The following is a 17,166-nucleotide window of genomic DNA, read 5'->3' as shown; positions in this document are numbered from 1 at the left end:
CCACGCTCGGCCACCGTGCCACAGGACATAGACGCCTCATGAAAGACACCATCGTTGCGCTGCTGGATGCCGCTCTTGCCGAGCTCAAGCAGCAGGAAGTCGTTCCCCAGGAGCTTTCCCCGGCCTACAAGGTCGACCCGACCAAGGACAAGGCCCACGGCGACTACGCCACCAACCTCGCCCTGATGCTGGCCAAGCCGGCCAAGGCCGCACCGCGCCAGCTGGCGGAAAAACTGGTAGCGGCCCTGCCCGAAAGCGCCGCCGTGTCCAAGGTCGAGATCGCCGGCCCCGGCTTTATCAACTTCTTCGCCGCCACCGACGCCGCGGCCCAGGTGGTGCGCCAGGTGCTGGACGCCGGCGACGCCTTCGGCCGCAGCCTGGCCGGCGCTGGCGAAAAGGTGCAGGTAGAGTTCGTTTCCGCCAACCCCACCGGCCCCCTTCATGTCGGCCACGGCCGAGGCGCCGCGGTGGGCGACTGCCTGTGTCGCCTGCTCGAGGCCACCGGCTACGACGTCACCCGCGAGTTCTACTACAACGACGCCGGCGCCCAGATCACCAATCTGGCGCTGTCGGTGCAGGCCCGCGCCAAGGGGCTGGACCCGGACAGCGACGGCTGGCCGGAGGACGGCTACCGCGGCGGCTACATCGAGGACGTGGCCAAGGCCTACCTGGCCGGCGAGACCATCCACGCCGACGACCGCCACGTCACCGCCAAGGCTGACCCGGAGGATCTCGACGCCATCCGCGAGTTCGCCGTGGCCTACCTGCGTCGCGAACAGGACCTGGACCTGCGCGCCTTCGGCGTCGGCTTCGATGTCTACTTCCTCGAGTCCTCGCTGTACCAGCAGGGCAAGGTCGAGGAGACCGCCCGTCGCCTGACCGATAACGGCCACACCTACGAGCAGGACGGCGCCCTGTGGCTGCGCACCACCGACTTCGGCGACGACAAGGATCGGGTGATGCGCAAGAGCGAAGGCGGTTACACCTACTTCCTGCCCGACGTGGCCTACCACCTCGACAAGTGGCAGCGCGGCTTCACCAGCGTGATCAACGAGCAGGGTGCCGACCACCACTCCACCGTGACCCGGGTACGCGCCGGCCTGCAGGCGCTGGATGTCGGTATCCCCCAGGGCTGGCCGGACTATGTGCTGCACCAGATGGTGCTGGTCACCCGTTCCGGGGTCGAGGTCAAGCTGTCCAAGCGGGCCGGCAGCTACGTTACCCTGCGCGACCTGATCGACGAGGTCGGCCGCGACGCCACCCGTTTCTTCCTCGCCGCCCGTCGCGCTGACTCGCAGCTGACCTTCGACATCGATCTGGCGCGCTCGCAGTCCAATGACAACCCGGTGTACTACGTCCAGTACGCCCACGCCCGGGTGTGCAGCGTGCTGCGCAAGGCCGAGAGCGAAGGCCTGGCCTTCGACCACGCCACCGCCATGGCCAACCTGGGCCTGCTCGAGGCAGACCAGGAAAAGGCCCTGCTCAATCGCCTGGCGCGCTATCCCGAGGTGGTCGAGCACGCCGCCAAGGCCCGCGAGCCGCAGCAGATCGCCCAATATTTGCAGGATCTGGCAGCCGACTTCCATAGCTGCTACAACGCCTGCAAAGTCATGGTCGACGACGACGCCCTGCGCAATGCGCGCCTGGCGCTGGGCCTGGCCGCGCGTCAGGTGCTGCGTAATGGACTCGACCTGATGGGCGTCGGTGCACCGGAGGAGATGTAAGCCATGGCCACTCGCAAGGCGCCCCCGCGCAAGCGCGGAGCAACCACCAGCCAGAAGCGCAGGCAAGCACCCAAGCAGGCCCGCGGGGGTATCCCAGGCTGGCTGTGGGCCGCCGTCGGCGTGGCCGCAGGCTTCCTGCTGGCTCACCACCAGAACGGTACCGCTCCCTGGCAGGATCCCCGTTCACCGGTGGCGGCGGTGCTGCCCAAGCCCTCCAGCGGCGAGCAGCAGGGCAGCAATGCGAGTGGCAGTGCACAAGGCGGACAGACCAGCGAAAGCGAGCCGCCGATGCCGACGTTCGAGTTCTATACCCTGCTGCCGGAGTCCGAAGTCATCGCCTCCGATGAGGAGATGCCGGCGTCCACTGCCAAGCGCCCCGAGGCGGCCCAGCCGAGCGAGGACGAGATCTCCTCGGACGACCCCATCGCCGCGGTGATCGCCGCCAACTCCCGCGAAGAGGAAGCGTCGTCCACGCCATCCGAGACCCCGCGCAGCGCCGAACGTCGCTACATGCTGCAGGCGGCCTCCTTCCGCGAGGTCAACGATGCCCGACAGCTCGCCGGGCGACTCAAGGACTTCGGCCTGCTGGCCAAGATCAGCGAGGTCGAGGCCACCGGCGGCGCCACCTGGCATCGGGTGCAGGTCGGCCCCTACAGCGATCGCAATGAACTGTCGCGGGCCCAGGATCTAATGAGCACTCAAGGCATCGAGCCGCTGCTGATCCAGCTGCAGAACTGACGTCGGCACACCTCCTCCTTCTGAAGCTACGCCCACCAGGCCCAGAACGTCATGTCTGGGCCTGGTGGGTGCTGGCCACCGCTCAAGCACCCATCGTGGCGGTATCTCTCGTCCTTCTGCTGCGCCGTCTTCTCGTCGAAGCGAGCCGCATTCCCGAGTCGCCCGCGCTTGAAATCCTTGCGACCCGCCCGCACCTACCAGCCTATCGCTTATGCAGAGGGCTCTGCCCCTCGACAGTCACCGGAGGCCTCGGCTTCCCCAAGGAGAATTCTCCATGACCACGATCGTTTCCGTTCGCCGCGGCGACCAGGTGGCATTGGCCGGCGATGGCCAGGTGTCACTGGGCAACACGGTGATGAAGGGCAACGCCAGCAAGGTGCGTCGCCTCTATCACGGCCAGGTGCTGGCCGGTTTTGCCGGCGGCACCGCCGACGCCTTCACCCTGTTCGAACGCTTCGAGGCCCAGCTGGAGAAGTACCAGGGCAACCTGGTCAAGGCCGCGGTGGAGCTGGCCAAGGACTGGCGCACCGATCGCGCCCTGCGCCGCCTCGAGGCGCTGCTGGCGGTGGCCGACAAGAAGGCCTCGCTGATCATCACCGGCAACGGTGACGTGGTGGAACCCGAGCGTGGCATCATCGCCATCGGCTCCGGCGGCAACTACGCCCTGTCCGCCGCCCGCGCGCTGCTCGAGAACACGGAACTGTCGCCCCGCGAGATCACCGAGAAGTCGCTGGAGATCGCCGGTGACATCTGCGTGTTCACCAACCATCACGTGACCCTGGAAGAGCTTTGATCATGACCCAGATGACGCCCCGCGAAATCGTCCACGCGTTGGATCAGTACATCGTCGGTCAGCAGGATGCCAAGCGCTCCGTGGCCATCGCCCTGCGTAACCGCTGGCGCCGCATGCAGCTCGACGGCGAGCTGCGCCAGGAGGTCACCCCCAAGAACATTCTGATGATCGGCCCCACCGGCGTCGGCAAGACCGAAATCGCCCGGCGCCTGGCCAAGCTGGCCAAGGCTCCCTTCATCAAGGTCGAGGCGACCAAGTTCACCGAGGTGGGCTACGTCGGCCGTGACGTCGAGTCGATCATCCGTGACCTGACCGAGGCAGCGATCAAGCTGGTACGCGAGCAGGCCAAGGAAGAGGTCGGCCACCGCGCCGAGGACGCCGCCGAGGATCGCATCCTCGACGCCCTGCTGCCGCCGCCCCGTGGCCAGGAAAAAGAGCCGCGCGAGGACTCCTCGACGCGCCAGATGTTCAGGAAGAAGCTGCGTGAAGGCCAGCTCGACGACAAGGAGATCGAGATCCAGGTGTCGCCCCAGGCACCCAACCTCGAGTTCCAGACACCGCCGGGCATGGAAGAGATGACCAGCCAGCTACAGAACCTGTTCTCCGGCATGGGCAAGGGCAAGACCGAGACCCGCAAGGTCACGGTCAAGGAGGCCTTCACCATCCTGCGCGACGAAGAGGCCGGCAAGCTGGTCAACGAGGACGACATCAAGTCCCGCGCGGTGGAGGCGGTGGAGCAGAACGGCATCGTCTTCCTCGACGAGATCGACAAGGTCGCCAAGGGCAGCGGTCAGTCCAGCGGCGGTGAGGTCTCCCGCGAGGGCGTCCAGCGCGACCTGCTGCCGCTGATCGAAGGCTCCACGGTGTCGACCAAGTACGGCATGGTGAAGACCGACCACATCCTGTTCATCGCCTCCGGCGCCTTCCACCTGTCGCGTCCCTCGGATCTGATCCCCGAGCTGCAGGGCCGTCTGCCGATCCGTGTCGAGCTGTCGGCGCTGACGCCGGACGACTTCAAGCGCATCCTGACCGAGCCGTCCGCCGCCCTGACCCGTCAGTACGAGGCGCTGCTGGCCACCGACGGCCTCGAAGTGCGCTTCACCGATGACGGCATCGAGCGCATCGCCGAGATCGCCTTCAACGTCAATGAAGGCACCGAGAACATCGGCGCCCGTCGCCTGCACACGGTAATGGAGCGGCTGCTCGAGGAGGCCTCGTTCAAGGGCTCGGATCTCGGCAACCCGCTGATCATCGACCGTGCCTACGTCGATTCTCAGCTCGGCGAACTGGCCATGGACGAGGATCTGAGCCGGTATATCCTGTAACCACCGGCCAAGCACCCTCGATGACCGGGCCGCCGCGCACTGCGCCGCGGCCCGGTCGTGCTTTCGATGCCGCAAATGCTGAAGTCAGGGCACGCCCACCGTGCTGAAACAGAGAGGATCGCCATGAGCGCCCCCACTCCGACCCTGGTGCACTACCACAGAAAGGCCCGCGAGCTCGAGATCGGCTACGCCGACGGCTCCCGCCACCGCCTGTCGGTGGAGTACCTGCGGGTGTTTTCTCCCTCCGCCGAGGTCCGTGGCCACGGCGGCGACACCGCCACCCTTCAGGTGGGCAAGAAGGACGTGGGCCTTGCCGACATCACCCAGGCGGGCCGCTACGCCCTCAAGCTGCACTTCGACGATGGCCACGACAGCGGCCTTTACAGCTGGGACTATCTGGACTGGCTGATCCGCGAGCGCGAGGCCAACTGGACCGACTATCTCAAGCGTCTGGACGAGGCCGGCGCCAGTCGCGAGCCGCTGGGTATCGAGATCCGTCAGCTTTAGCGATCGACACCGGTGTGGCGACAAGCCGGGTGACGGTCAAAGACAAGCCACCTCGGCAAGGCTACAATGGCCGCTGCCAAAGAGCCCCCATCGGCTCTTCTCGCAATCGCTCACGACTCGGGAGTCCCATGGATAAGCGCACCACCCACTTCGGTTTTCAGGACGTGCCGGTCGAGGAAAAGGCCTCACGTGTCGCCGATGTCTTCCACAGCGTGGCGGCTCGCTACGACGTGATGAACGACCTGATGTCCTTCGGTATCCATCGGCTGTGGAAGCGCCTGACCATCGAACGTTCCGGCGTCCGGCCTGGTCATAGCGTACTCGACATCGCCGGCGGTACCGGCGACCTGGCGCTGAAGTTCTCGCGCATGGTGGGACCGCGCGGCAAGGTGGTGCTGGCCGACATCAACGCCTCCATGCTTGGGGTGGGACGCGACAAGCTGATCGACCGTGGTGTCGGTGGCAACGTCGAGTACGTCCAGGCCAATGCCGAATGCCTACCATTTCCCGACAATACCTTCGACTGCATCACCATCGCCTTCGGTTTGCGCAACGTCACCGACAAGGACGCCGCCCTGGCCTCCATGGCGCGCATCCTCAAGCCCGGCGGCCGCCTGCTGGTGCTGGAATTCTCCAAGCCCGACAATCCGCTTTTGACCCGCGCCTACGACGAGTACTCCTTCCGTCTGCTGCCGAAGATGGGCGAACTGGTGGCCGGCGATGCCGACAGCTATCGCTATCTGGCCGAGTCGATCCGCATGCACCCGGATCAGGAAACGCTCAAGGGCATGATGGAAACCGCCGGACTCGAGCGCGTCGAATACACCAATCTCACCGGCGGCATCGTCGCGCTGCATCGCGGCATCAAGCTTTGAGGACATGATGGCCTTGACCCCGACCCTGCTGCTGGCCGGCATCGAGAAGACCGTCAACGCCCTGCTCGCACGCGACCCTGCCTCGCCTTCTCGGCTGCGCTCGCTGGCGGGCCAGCGGGTGCTGATGTGCCTGGAGTCCCCGCGTGTCCAGCTGGCGCTGTGCTATCACCCCCAGGGGGTTGACCTGCTGCTGGTGGACGAGGTCGATGAAGGCGCCTGGGACGCCATCGTCGAGCTGGACAGCGACACCCTGGGCCGGCTGGCCGGCGGCGCCGACATGGAACGGCTGATGTTCGAGGGCCGTCTCGCGGTGCGCGGCAAGCTCCACCTGCTCGAGGCGACCCGCGACCTGCTGCTGGATCTCGACCTGGACTGGGAGGCTGAGCTTGCCCGCTATCTCGGCGACCTGCCGGCTCACCAGCTCGCCGAAGGCCTGCGCGGCCTGTCCCGCTGGGGCCTGCGCACCCACCGTGAGCTGTGCGCCGACGTCTCCGAGTACGTCTTCGAGGAAGCCCGCTGGCTGCCCGGCCGCCATCAGCTCGAGGCCATGCGCGAGGCGCTGACCGAACTGGAGCTGGCCACCGACCGTACTGAGGCACGTCTCAAGCGCCTGACCCGTCGCCTGGCCCGGGAGAACGACGTCTAATGATCCTCCGCCCGCTGCGCATCATCTGGGTCGTCACCCGCTACCGTCTCGACACCCTGCTGCCGCTGGAAAAGCTGCCCTGGTGGTTGCGGCTGATATTCACCTGGTCGCCGCTCAAACTGATTCCCGTCGGCGAGCGCTCCCGCGGCGAACGCCTGCGCCTGGCGCTGGAGTCACTGGGGCCGATCTTCATCAAGTTCGGCCAGATGCTGTCGACCCGTCGCGACCTGTTCCCCGACGATATCGCCAATGAACTCAAGCGGCTGCAGGATCAGGTACCGCCCTTCCCCGGCGAGCATGCCGAGGCACTGATCGAAGAGTCCCTGGGCGAGCCGCTCGAGGTACTGTTCGCCGAATTTTCCCGTGAGCCGCTGGCCTCGGCCTCGATCGCCCAGGTCCACACCGCCAGGCTGCCCGACGGCCAGGACGTGGTGGTCAAGGTGATTCGCCCAGGCATCGAGCGGGTCATGCGCCAGGACATGGCGCTGATGTACCTGGTGGCGCGAGCGCTCAACAAGGTGCCGGAAGCGCGCCGGCTGCACCCGGTGGAAGTGGTCCGCGACTACGAGACCACCCTGTTCGACGAGCTCGACCTGACCAAGGAAGCGGCCAACACCTCCCAGCTCAAGCGCAACTTCGACAAGTCGCCACTGTTGTATGTGCCGTCGATCCACTGGCCGCTGACCCGCCACAAGGTGATGGTCCAGGAACGCATCCACGGCGTGCCGGTGGCCGACATCGAGGCGCTCAAGGCCCAGGGCACCGACCTGAAGCGCCTGGCCGAGCGCGGCGTGGAGATCTTCTTCACCCAGGTGTTCCGCGACAACTTCTTCCACGCCGACATGCACCCGGGCAACATCTTCGTCTCCCGCCAGGCGCCGTCCGATCCCCAGTACATCGCCATCGACTGCGGCATCGTCGGCAGCCTTACCCGGGAAGACCAGGACTACCTGGCGCGCAACCTGCTGGCCTTCTTCCACCAGGACTACTACGAGGTCGCTGCACTGCACATCGAGTCCGGCTGGGTGGCCGAAGATACCCGCGCCAACGAGTTCGCGGCGGCGGTACGCACGGTATGCGAGCCGATCCTCGAGAAACCGCTCAAGGACATCTCGTTCGGCCAGGTGCTGCTGGGCCTGTTCCAGACCGCGCGGCGGTTCAACATGGAGGTCCAGCCCCAACTGGTGTTGCTGCAGAAGACCCTGCTCAATATCGAAGGCCTGGGCCGTCAGCTCTACCCGGACCTGGACCTGTGGGCCACCGCCAAGCCCTATCTGGAGCGCTGGATGAAGGAGCGCGCCGGCGCCCAGGGCCTGTGGGAGTCGTTCAAGCGGCAGGCGCCGGAGCTGACCCGGCAGCTCCCGGAGTTGCCGGTACTGGCCCACCAGGCACTGTCCCAGACCGAGAAGCGATCGCGCCAGATCACCCAGCAGGGCGAGGTCATGACCCATATTCTCGGCCAGCTGACCCGCCAGGCCAGGCGAATACGCCGGACCCGACTGGGGCTCGCCCTGGCCGCGGTGGCGTTGGCCTGGCAACCGCTGTCCGGCTGGTTGACCGATCAGCCCTGGCCGGTCCTGGTCGCTGCGGGCATCGGCACACTGCTGGTGATCTGGAACTGATCTTTTAATGGAATCTTCACCGATGAGCGATATTCTGAACCAGCTCGACGCCGCCCTCAGCGAACGTCGGCACGCCGATCCTGACACTTCCTACGTTGCCTCCTTGCATCACAAGGGGCTGAACAAGATACTCGAGAAGGTGGGCGAAGAGGCGGTAGAGACCGTACTTGCCGCCAAGGATGTTGACGCGGATCCAGCCAGTCGCGAGGCGTTGATCGCCGAAACGGCAGACCTGTGGTTTCATAGTCTGGTGATGCTCTCGCACCTGGGACTCGACCATCGGCAGGTGCTGGATGAACTCGCCCGACGCTTCGGCGTATCGGGGCATGAGGAGAAGGCCTCGCGCCACTCCTGAGCCTCGGCGGGAACCAACGATTCACGGCGCCTGGCGCCGCATATTGAGGAAGTTCTTATGTTAGGTGGTATCAGTATCTGGCAACTGCTGATCGTACTCGGCATCATCATCCTGATCTTCGGCACCAAGAAGCTCCGCAACGTTGGCAGCGACCTGGGTGGCGCGGTCAAGGGCTTCAAGAAGGCCGTCAGCGAAGATGAGGACAAGTCGGAGGAGGCCAAGCCCCAGGCCCAGGTCCGCCATGACGAGACCGATACGTCCAACAACACCTACGACGTCGAGGCAGAGCGCAAGCCCGAATCCTCCGACGAGCGCAAGTAACGCCACATGTTCGATATCGGCTTTCTGGAACTGCTGATCATCGGGGTGGTGGGACTGCTGGTGCTGGGTCCCGAGCGCCTACCCAAGGCCGCGCGTACCGCCGGCCTGTGGATCGGGCGCATCAAGCGTTCGGTGGCCGGCATGCAGCGCGAGATCAGCGCCCAGCTCGAGGCCGAGGAACTGCGCCAGAAGCTCAAGGAGCAGGAACGCAAGCTGGACGACAGCGTCAACCAGGCCAAGCGCAGCGCCGAACAAGCCAGGCGCAGCGTGGAATCCATCGCCGACACCCCGAACAAGGGCAACGGCGGGCAGGCGGATTCCACCGGCGCCCAGTCTGCCTCGGCCGACCAGCGGCTGGACGACGCCGTCGACAGCGCCGCACGCGCTTCATCGTCCAGCGCTTCGGCTTCCACGCTCTCCCCCGCTCCCAGCGATGACACCGCCTCTTCCGAGCACAAGGACTCCGCCACCCGATGAGCGATACCGGTGACACTCCGCCGTCAAGTCAGGGCCACGCCCCACTGATCGAACACCTGGTGGAGCTGCGCTCGCGGCTGATGCGCGCCGTGATCGCCATCCTGGTGATCTTCCTGGCGCTCTACGCCTTTTCCAACGACATCTACCAGTTTGTCGCAGACCCCCTGATGGAGCTGCTGCCGGAAGGCTCCCAGATGATCGCCACCGAGGTGGCGTCGCCCTTCCTGGCGCCGTTCAAGCTGACCCTGGTAGTGGCGGTGTTCGTGGCCATTCCCTTCGTCCTGCACCAGGCCTGGGCCTTCGTGGCACCAGGGCTGTACGACAAGGAAAAGGCCCTGGCACTGCCGCTTCTGGCCTCGAGCGTCCTGCTGTTCTATCTCGGCGCGGCCTTCGCCTACTACGTGGTCTTTCCCCTGCTATTCGCCTTCTTCACCCAGACCGGGCCGGAGAACGTGCAGGTGATGACCGATATCAACCAGTATCTCAACTTCGTGCTGAAGCTGTTCTTCGCCTTCGGTATCGCCTTCGAGATCCCGATTGCAACCTTCCTGCTCATCCTCACCGGCGCCGCCAGCGTCAAGAGCCTGAGCGCCAAGCGCCCCTACGTCATCCTCGGCTGTTTCGTCATCGGCATGCTGATGACCCCGCCGGACGTGGTCAGCCAGAGCCTGCTGGCGGTACCCATGTACCTGCTCTACGAGGTCGGGCTGCTGTTCGGCCGGCTGGTCAAGAGGCGGAGCAGCGATGACGAGGAAGCGCCGGACGAGGCGTGATCGCCACACCGGCAAAGCCCCCGTCAGCAGAATGCACAAAGCCCGAGGCACTGGCCTCGGGCTTTGCTTTTTTACCGCTCTCGCACCGGTGGTGTTCAAGGCGCTTGCCGACAATGATCCGCCATCGTCTGGCGTCTCAGCGGGGCCTGGCCCCGCTGCCTACAGCGCTCAGGTGTTGACGTCCATCATCTCGTCGATGCGATCCACCAGCTTGTTGATGCCCAGCGCCGCCTCGCTGATGCGGGTGGCCAGCATATAGGCGGGGGTGGTCACCAGGCGATGCTCGAAGTCCACCACGATATCATCCACCGCACAGCTGCGATGCAGGCCGCCCATGGCGCTGATGCAGCCACACACCTCGGGGTCGGTACCGATGGTGACGGCGATGCCCGGCCCCAGTACCTTGGGCACCAGCACCGGCGCGATGCACATCAGGCCGATCGGCTTGCGCGCATCGTGAAACTCGATCAACAGCTCAGCCAGGTCCTCGTGGACCTCCATCTCGGACTTGGCCGTGGCGTAGTTCGAAAGATTCTTGGCCACCCCGAAGCCACCGGGCAGGATCAGGGCATCGAAGTCCGATGCCGACAGTTCGTCCAGCGGCGAAATCTCGCCCCGAGCCAGGCGGGCGGACTCGACCAGCACATTGCGCGACGCCTCGACGGCCTCCCCGCTGTGGTGGTCGATCACCTCCTGGTGAGCAATATCCGGGGCAAAACAGCGATAGGCGATGCCCAGCTGGTCCAGGCGCAGCAGGGTCAGGGTGGTCTCGTAGATCTCGGAACCATCCTGTACGCCGCAGCCCGACAAGACGATCGCTACCTGTTTACTCATGTCATTCTCCTTTATAGCGCGTCGCGAACGGGGCCGGACGCGGCCAAGACTGCCACTACTCTAGAGAGTCGCCACGGGTGCGACAAGACGTGACTTTCGGCGAACGGGAGAGGAGGAATATACTCAATCAATGTCATGCTTTTGTCATGAAGTGCCACCAGACTAGCGCGTGGCGCCGAATCCCTGCTTCCGTGGAGTGCCGTCTTGAGTGCCATTACCCCTCGTCTTTACCCCGCCAGCCGTCCTCGCCGCATGCGCAAGGACGACTTCTCCCGCCGCCTGATGCGCGAGAACCAGCTGAGTGCCGACGATCTGATCTGGCCAGTCTTCGTGCTCGAGGGCGAAGGCCGACGCGAGGCTGTACCGTCCATGCCCGGGGTCGAGCGCCTGTCGCTGGACCTGTTGATCGAAGAGGCCCGCGAGGCCGTCGAGCTGGGCATTCCCGCCATTGCGCTGTTTCCGGTGGTCGACGCCGACAAGAAAAGCGAGCTGGCGGAAGAAGCCTACAGCGCCAGCGGCCTGGTCCAGCGTAGCGTACGCGAGCTCAAGGCCGCCCTGCCCGAGCTCGGCGTGATCACCGATGTTGCCCTGGACCCCTACACCAGCCACGGTCAGGACGGCATCCTCGATGAAGACGGCTATGTGGCCAATGACCGCACCGTCGAGACCCTGATCAAGCAGGCGCTGTCCCATGCCGAGGCCGGGGCCGACGTGGTCGCCCCTTCTGACATGATGGACGGGCGTATCGGTGCCATCCGTGAACTGCTCGAGCGTGAAGGCCTGCCCAACACCCGCATCATGGCCTACAGCGCCAAGTACGCCTCGCGCTACTACGGCCCCTTCCGCGATGCGGTGGGCTCGGCGGCCAACCTGGGCAAGGCCGACAAGTCGACCTACCAGATGGACCCCGCCAACAGCGACGAGGCCCTCCACGAGGTCGCCATGGACATCACCGAAGGTGCCGACATGGTGATGGTCAAGCCCGGCATGCCCTACCTGGACGTGGTCCGCCGGGTCAAGGACGAGCTGCGCGTGCCCACCTACGCCTACCAGGTGAGCGGTGAATACGCCATGCACATGGCTGCCTTCGACAACGGCTGGTTGGACGCTGACACTGTCATCCTCGAGTCGCTGATGTGCTTCAAGCGTGCCGGCGCCGACGGCGTGCTGACCTACTTTGCCAAACGCGCGGCCAGGTTATTGGCCCGCTGATCAGGGGAGGGAGCGGCGCCCTTCCCGAGCCCCGATGAGGAACCACCATGGAAGACGCGCAGAGCGACAATACCACGATTGAACATGCGACCCTGGGCAAGTCCGACGTCTCGATGAGCGACGCGCCCCAGGCCGATACCCCGGTGCCGCGCCTTAACCAGACGCGCACCGGCATCAAGCCCAAGGCAATGCCGGACCCGGAGGCCGACCTCACCGACCCGAGCCTCTACTTCAATCGCGAGCTGTCGCATCTGCAGTTCAACATCCGGGTGCTGGAACAGGCGCTGGACCAGGCGCACCCGCTGCTCAACCGCCTGATGTTCCTGTTGATCTTTTCCTCCAACATGGACGAGTTCTTCGAGATCCGGGTGGCCGGACTGAAGAGCCAACTGGCCGTGGGCGACGACGCCACCGGTGCCGACGGCCGCAGCCCACGTTCGGTGCTCGACGAGATATCGAAGATCGCCCACGAACACGTGGAGCGTCAGTACCGCATCCTCAACGAGCAGCTGATCCCTGCCATGGAAGCCCACAACATCCGCTTCCGTCGGCGTGGCGACTGGACCAAGCAGCAGCGCAAGTGGGTCCATGATTACTTCTCCACCGAGATCATCCCGGTGGTCAGCCCCATCGGGCTGGACCCCTCGCACCCCTTCCCGCGGCTGGTCAACAAGAGCCTCAACTTCATCGTCGAGCTCGAGGGCAAGGACGCCTTCGGCCGCGAGGGCGGCCTCGCCATCCTGCCGGCGCCACGTTCGCTGCCCCGGGTCATCGCGCTGCCGGAAGAGCTGTGCGAGGAAGGCTTCACCGAGTACCTGTTCCTGTCGTCGATGATCCACGCCCACGCCGACGAGGTGTTCCCGGGGATGAAGGTCAAGGGCTGCTACCAGTTCCGTCTTACCCGCAACGCCGACATGACAGTGGATCCCGAAGAAGTCTCGGACCTGGCCTCGGCCCTGCGCGGCGAGTTGCTGGCCCGGCGCTACGGCAGCGGCGTGCGCCTGGAGGTGGCCGACAACTGCCCCGAGGAGCTTTCCGACTTCCTGATCAAGCAGTTCCAGCTCGAACCCAGTGACCTCTATCGGGTCAATGGCCCGGTCAACCTGACCCGCATGATGTCGGTACTGGGTGACGCCGACCGGCCCGATCTGATGTACCGCTCCTTTACCCCCGGCGTGCCCAAGCAGGTCAAGCAACCCAACTCCATCATGCAGTCGATGCAGGAAGGCGACATCCTGCTGCATCACCCCTTCCAGTCGTTCACCCCGGTGGAGGACCTGCTGCGCGAGGCCGCCCGCGACCCCGACGTGCTGGCGATCAAGCAGACCCTGTATCGCACTGGTGCCGACTCACCCATCGTCAACGCCCTGGTCGAGGCCGCCGGCCAAGGCAAGGAAGTGACCGTGGTCATCGAACTGCGCGCCCGCTTCGACGAAGCCGACAACCTGGCGCTGGCCTCGCGCCTGCAGGAGGCCGGCGCCATCGTCATCTACGGGGTGATGGCCTACAAGACCCACGCCAAGATGATGCACATCGTGCGCCGCGAGAAGGGCGCGCTGCGCCACTACGCTCACCTCGGCACCGGCAACTATCACTCCAAGACGGCCAAGCTCTACACCGACTACAGCCTGCTCACCGCGGACCCTGTGCTGTGCGCCGACGTGCACAAGGTGTTCCAGCAACTGTCCGGCATGGGCCGCACCCGCCAGATCGAGAAGCTGCTGCACGCCCCCTTCACCCTGCACGAACGGGTCGTCGAAATGATCGAGCGGGAGGCAAGCTACGCGCGCAAGGGCAAGCGCGCCCATATCATCGTCAAGTGCAACTCACTAACCGAACCCAAGCTGATCCAGGCGCTCTACCGCGCCTCCCAGGCCGGCGTCGAGTGCGACCTGATCATCCGCGGCATGTGCTGCCTGCGCCCTGGCCTGCCCGGCATCTCCGAGAATATCCGGGTGCGCTCGGTGATCGGTCGCTTCCTTGAACACACCCGGGTGTTCCACTTCCACAACGACGGCAAGCCCGAGATATGGGGCTCCAGCGCGGACTTCATGGCGCGCAACATGTTCCATCGGGTCGAGACCTGCTTCCCGCTGCTCGACAAGAAGCTCGCCGCCCGGGTGCGCAAGGACCTCGAGACCTATCTGGTCGACAACTGCCAGAGCTGGCTGCTGCAGGCCGACGGCACCTACATCAAGCAGGATCCGGGCGAGGCCGCACCGATCTCCGCCCAGGAAACGCTGCTGTACGCCTACGCCGCCCGGGCTTGAGTAAAGCGGCGCGTTAAAGCGCCACAGACGCACCGGCAACACCACCCAGGCCCCTCGCCAGCGACGCTGGCGAGGGGCTTCTTCATGTTGTCGTCATGTGTCCTGACGGCTGCCGGGCGCCGCTTGGCCCGCGCCTTGGCCGACCCAAGCGGTCCCCGGACCAACCGCCTCCCGCTTCAGGCTGCCGATCATCCAGCCCTGGACACCCAGACCCTAGAAAAAACACCCCGGCTCCCTGAAAAGGGAGCCGGGGTGCTGGGGCGGCGCAAGACGTCAGACGTAGAGAACGCCCCTGGAGGTTGCCCGAAAGGCCGACGCAAGCCGACACCTTTCGGACACGTCCTAGACGCCGATCTGGCCGCCGTCTTCGCGCTGGATCACCACCGTGGCGGCGCGCGGGCGCACGCTGGCATCAGGCGCCTGGGTCGCGTCGTCACTGGCCGGCCAATTGCCCGGATGCTGGATATTGATAAACAGCGCGGTCTTGTCCGGCGTGGGGAAGATGCCGGTGACCTCGCAGCCGTTGGGGCCCACGCAGAAACGCTTGAGCTTGTCCTGGTTGGCCCCGGAGATCACTGCGGCGGCACCATCGGCACGCTCGAGCTCCGCCGGCACGACCGCCAGCACCTGGTCATTGGTGCTCTCGGTAACGCCCTCGTAGCCGTTGTCGGTCTGGATCCACAGGATGCCCTGGCCGTCGCCGCGCTCATCGAAGTAGAGCCCATCGGGACTGGCGAATTCGTTGTCGGCGGTCAGCCCGGACAGGTTGTTCTGGTCACTGGCCGCGGCACCGAACACGAATACCTCCCAGTCGAAGGCGGTGGCGTCGCTGCCCTCGCGCCAGCGGATGATCTGACCGGCCTCGTTGTTCGCCCGCGGGTTGGCCGCATTGACCGGTGCCGTGGCGTAGCCGTTGCCCAGCGCGGTGATGTTGTCGCCGTCGCCGGTCAGGGTCGCCTCGGTGCCGTCTTCGGTACGCTTCGAGTTGTTGGTCAAGGTCATGTAGACCTCGCCGGTGGACGGGTCCACCGCGCCCCACTCCGGGCGATCCATCGGCGTGGCACCCATCAGGTCGGCGGCGTCACAGGTGTGGATGATCACCCCGGCCAGGTCATCGGCGTCGAGTTCGAGCGCCTCGGCCAGGGTACGGCCATCCTGGGTGGTGGCGTCCGGCGTCAGCGGCAGCCACTCGCCGCTGCCATCGGCGTTGAAGCGAGCGACGTACAGGGTGCCGCTGTCCATGTACTTGTCACCGATCGCCAGGCGGTCGGCCTCGGCGCCAGGAGCGATGGCATCCGCCGGGTCCCAGGCCGCCTCGGAGACAAACTTGTAGATGTACTCGTTGCGCGAGTCGTGACCGGAGTAGAACACCACCGGCTCGCCTGCTACCAGCTTGCCCGGCCAGCACCCCTCGTGGCGGAAGCGGCCCAGCGCCGTGCGCTTGATCGCCTGCCTGCCGGTATAGGGGTCGATCTCGACGATATAGCCGAACTGACGCGGCTCGTTGCGGTAGTCACCGCTGGCGTCGTCGGCGACGGGGTCGCCGATCAGACGGGTAAATTCGTCGTCGCGTTCGCTGTCATCGCCCGCGGCGGTCTCCCAGCCGTAGCGTCCGCGCCCGCTGGCGATACCAAGTCGGTCATCGTCCAGGGTACGGCCTTCGTTCTTGACGAAGTAGGCCGGCCAGTTCTCCTCGCAGGTGAGGTAAGTTCCCCAGGGCGTGTAGCCGTGGGCACAGTTATTGTTGGTGCCGCGGGCCTGGGTGCCGCCCGGGGAATACCTGGTCTTGACGTAGTCGCTGCCCGCCACCGGCCCTGACAGGTGCATCGGGGTGGCGCTGGTGTAGCGACGGTTATGGGCGGAACCCTTGACGTGGCTCCAGCGACCATCGGCGTCCTTCTTCACCTCGACCACGGTCACCCCGTGGGCGTTGATCTCGGTGCGCACCTCGTCCGCCGGACGCTTGCCTTCGGTCATGTTGGTAGGGCCGCCCTGGGGCGCCCACAGCGCGTTCTCGTCGATGTATTCGTTGTTCATCACCAGCAGGAAGCGCTCGGAGGCCGTGCTCTCATCCAGCGCGAAAGGATGCATGCCGTCGTGATGCATGCCGACGCTGGCCGCCTGGGCCTGGGGCGTCATCGTCAGATCTTCGCTCCATTCGGGCGCGCTGTCGTCAAGCGGCGTACCCCAGGGCACCAGCACCTGGGCGGTATAGCCCGGCGGCACCACCACGGCGTCGCTGCGCGAACCGGCAATCGACTCGAAGGCCAGCGCCAGCGGCGTCTTGGCCATCCCTGACGACGGCTCGTTGGCGAAGGCCGAGAGACCAAAGCTTCCCAGCATGGTCATGGCCGCCATGCCCATGCCCCCCTTCATCACCGCTCGCCGGGAAAGACGACGGTCGAGCACCGAGGAGAAGGGTTCGTTTCGGCTGGGGTTCAATAGACGATGATCTTCAATTTCCTTGCTCATTGCGCAGTCCTCTTCTTGCAGCCCTCTGTTCGCCGTCAAGGCGTGGGCTGTCGGTGCCAGTCACTGTTGCCGGCCTCGGGTATCGGAGGGAAAGTCGATCACAGGGGCGCCAGCGGTCCGCCGACAACACTAGGTAGTCCAGATGACACTCGTATGACGATAGACGAGGTTGAAGCAGAGCACAGGAAGTAGCGCTATTGTAAAAAGAGTAACAGTTGGTGA

General features: G+C 65.4%; 16 protein-coding genes. 14 read left to right on the top strand and 2 right to left on the bottom strand.

What is annotated here, in order from left to right; translation table 11 throughout:
- Positions 1–38: 38 nt before the first annotated feature.
- The 12 genes from argS (at position 39) to tatC (ending at position 10,156) form a co-directional block, all read left to right on the top strand.
- Entirely contained in the window at positions 39–1,724 is a 1,686-nt protein-coding gene (argS, locus tag C9F12_RS18125; RefSeq protein ID WP_108449762.1) for an arginine--tRNA ligase, read from the top strand.
- Positions 1,725–1,727: 3 nt separating this feature from the next.
- Entirely contained in the window at positions 1,728–2,462 is a 735-nt protein-coding gene (locus C9F12_RS18120; protein ID WP_108449761.1) for an SPOR domain-containing protein, read from the top strand.
- 274 nt (positions 2,463–2,736) lie between these two features.
- Entirely contained in the window at positions 2,737–3,255 is a 519-nt protein-coding gene (hslV, locus tag C9F12_RS18115) for an ATP-dependent protease subunit HslV (RefSeq protein WP_045991151.1), read from the top strand.
- A 2-nt stretch (positions 3,256–3,257) separates the two neighbouring features.
- Positions 3,258–4,580 (top strand): ATP-dependent protease ATPase subunit HslU, encoded by a 1,323-nt coding sequence (gene hslU, locus C9F12_RS18110; protein WP_108449760.1) that lies wholly within the window; start codon positions 3,258–3,260, stop codon positions 4,578–4,580.
- A 123-nt stretch (positions 4,581–4,703) separates the two neighbouring features.
- A complete protein-coding gene (locus C9F12_RS18105; protein WP_045991153.1) occupies positions 4,704–5,087 on the top strand; it encodes a gamma-butyrobetaine hydroxylase-like domain-containing protein in 384 nt (127 codons plus the stop codon).
- Positions 5,088–5,215: 128 nt separating this feature from the next.
- Positions 5,216–5,962 carry a bifunctional demethylmenaquinone methyltransferase/2-methoxy-6-polyprenyl-1,4-benzoquinol methylase UbiE gene (gene ubiE / locus C9F12_RS18100; RefSeq protein ID WP_045991154.1) on the top strand — a complete coding sequence of 249 codons (747 nt, stop codon included), beginning with the start codon at positions 5,216–5,218 and terminating at the stop codon, positions 5,960–5,962.
- A 7-nt stretch (positions 5,963–5,969) separates the two neighbouring features.
- Positions 5,970–6,608, top strand: a complete 639-nt coding sequence (locus C9F12_RS18095) for an SCP2 sterol-binding domain-containing protein (RefSeq protein WP_108449759.1) — start codon at positions 5,970–5,972, stop codon at positions 6,606–6,608.
- Positions 6,608–8,230, top strand: a complete 1,623-nt coding sequence (ubiB, locus tag C9F12_RS18090; protein ID WP_108449758.1) for a ubiquinone biosynthesis regulatory protein kinase UbiB — start codon at positions 6,608–6,610, stop codon at positions 8,228–8,230. Before C9F12_RS18095 ends, ubiB begins: the two co-directional genes overlap by 1 nt.
- A gap of 22 nt (positions 8,231–8,252) precedes the next feature.
- Entirely contained in the window at positions 8,253–8,585 is a 333-nt protein-coding gene (locus C9F12_RS18085; RefSeq protein WP_108449757.1) for a phosphoribosyl-ATP diphosphatase, read from the top strand.
- Between the two features lie 57 nt (positions 8,586–8,642).
- Positions 8,643–8,906 (top strand): Sec-independent protein translocase subunit TatA, encoded by a 264-nt coding sequence (tatA, locus tag C9F12_RS18080; RefSeq protein ID WP_108449756.1) that lies wholly within the window; start codon positions 8,643–8,645, stop codon positions 8,904–8,906.
- Between the two features lie 6 nt (positions 8,907–8,912).
- Entirely contained in the window at positions 8,913–9,383 is a 471-nt protein-coding gene (gene tatB, locus C9F12_RS18075) for a Sec-independent protein translocase protein TatB (RefSeq protein WP_108449755.1), read from the top strand.
- Positions 9,380–10,156, top strand: coding sequence for a twin-arginine translocase subunit TatC (gene tatC / locus C9F12_RS18070; RefSeq protein WP_045991159.1), 777 nt, complete (start codon positions 9,380–9,382; stop codon positions 10,154–10,156). Before tatB ends, tatC begins: the two co-directional genes overlap by 4 nt.
- A 168-nt stretch (positions 10,157–10,324) precedes the next feature.
- Here the strand turns inward: tatC and elbB are convergent, their stop codons facing one another.
- Positions 10,325–10,990, bottom strand: coding sequence for an isoprenoid biosynthesis glyoxalase ElbB (elbB, locus tag C9F12_RS18065; RefSeq protein ID WP_108449754.1), 666 nt, complete (start codon positions 10,988–10,990; stop codon positions 10,325–10,327).
- A gap of 204 nt (positions 10,991–11,194) precedes the next feature.
- Between elbB and hemB the strand changes: the two genes are divergently transcribed.
- Together hemB and ppk1 are read left to right on the top strand one after the other, a co-directional pair.
- Positions 11,195–12,202: a porphobilinogen synthase gene (hemB, locus tag C9F12_RS18060; RefSeq protein WP_108132299.1), complete on the top strand. Its 1,008-nt coding sequence runs from the start codon at positions 11,195–11,197 to the stop codon at positions 12,200–12,202.
- A gap of 47 nt (positions 12,203–12,249) precedes the next feature.
- Entirely contained in the window at positions 12,250–14,472 is a 2,223-nt protein-coding gene (gene ppk1, locus C9F12_RS18055) for a polyphosphate kinase 1 (RefSeq protein WP_108449753.1), read from the top strand.
- A gap of 342 nt (positions 14,473–14,814) precedes the next feature.
- On the opposite strand, the gene C9F12_RS18050 is transcribed toward ppk1, so the two are convergent.
- Entirely contained in the window at positions 14,815–16,944 is a 2,130-nt protein-coding gene (locus C9F12_RS18050; protein WP_108449752.1) for a PhoX family phosphatase, read from the bottom strand.
- Between the last annotated feature and the right edge of the window lie 222 nt (positions 16,945–17,166).

Origin of the sequence: Halomonas sp. BN3-1, assembly GCF_003056325.1 — a bacterium.
Taxonomy (GTDB): Bacteria; Pseudomonadota; Gammaproteobacteria; order Pseudomonadales; family Halomonadaceae; genus Halomonas; species Halomonas litopenaei.
Note: the sequence above shows the minus strand (reverse complement) of the source record. Positions and strands in the feature narration are given on the sequence as shown.

What these genes read in the sequence shown, in the direction of transcription:
- elbB (WP_108449754.1), bottom strand. Translation starts at nt 10,990, where the DNA reads ATGAGTAAACAGGTAGCGATCGTCTTGTCGGGCTGCGGCGTACAGGAT.
- C9F12_RS18095 (WP_108449759.1), top strand. Translation starts at nt 5,970, where the DNA reads ATGGCCTTGACCCCGACCCTGCTGCTGGCCGGCATCGAGAAGACCGTC.
- C9F12_RS18120 (WP_108449761.1), top strand. Translation starts at nt 1,728, where the DNA reads ATGGCCACTCGCAAGGCGCCCCCGCGCAAGCGCGGAGCAACCACCAGC.
- tatB (WP_108449755.1), top strand. Translation starts at nt 8,913, where the DNA reads ATGTTCGATATCGGCTTTCTGGAACTGCTGATCATCGGGGTGGTGGGA.
- ubiE (WP_045991154.1), top strand. Translation starts at nt 5,216, where the DNA reads ATGGATAAGCGCACCACCCACTTCGGTTTTCAGGACGTGCCGGTCGAG.
- argS (WP_108449762.1), top strand. Translation starts at nt 39, where the DNA reads ATGAAAGACACCATCGTTGCGCTGCTGGATGCCGCTCTTGCCGAGCTC.
- C9F12_RS18050 (WP_108449752.1), bottom strand. Translation starts at nt 16,944, where the DNA reads ATGAGCAAGGAAATTGAAGATCATCGTCTATTGAACCCCAGCCGAAAC.
- tatA (WP_108449756.1), top strand. Translation starts at nt 8,643, where the DNA reads ATGTTAGGTGGTATCAGTATCTGGCAACTGCTGATCGTACTCGGCATC.
- hslV (WP_045991151.1), top strand. Translation starts at nt 2,737, where the DNA reads ATGACCACGATCGTTTCCGTTCGCCGCGGCGACCAGGTGGCATTGGCC.
- C9F12_RS18085 (WP_108449757.1), top strand. Translation starts at nt 8,253, where the DNA reads ATGAGCGATATTCTGAACCAGCTCGACGCCGCCCTCAGCGAACGTCGG.
- hslU (WP_108449760.1), top strand. Translation starts at nt 3,258, where the DNA reads ATGACCCAGATGACGCCCCGCGAAATCGTCCACGCGTTGGATCAGTAC.
- tatC (WP_045991159.1), top strand. Translation starts at nt 9,380, where the DNA reads ATGAGCGATACCGGTGACACTCCGCCGTCAAGTCAGGGCCACGCCCCA.
- ubiB (WP_108449758.1), top strand. Translation starts at nt 6,608, where the DNA reads ATGATCCTCCGCCCGCTGCGCATCATCTGGGTCGTCACCCGCTACCGT.
- C9F12_RS18105 (WP_045991153.1), top strand. Translation starts at nt 4,704, where the DNA reads ATGAGCGCCCCCACTCCGACCCTGGTGCACTACCACAGAAAGGCCCGC.
- ppk1 (WP_108449753.1), top strand. Translation starts at nt 12,250, where the DNA reads ATGGAAGACGCGCAGAGCGACAATACCACGATTGAACATGCGACCCTG.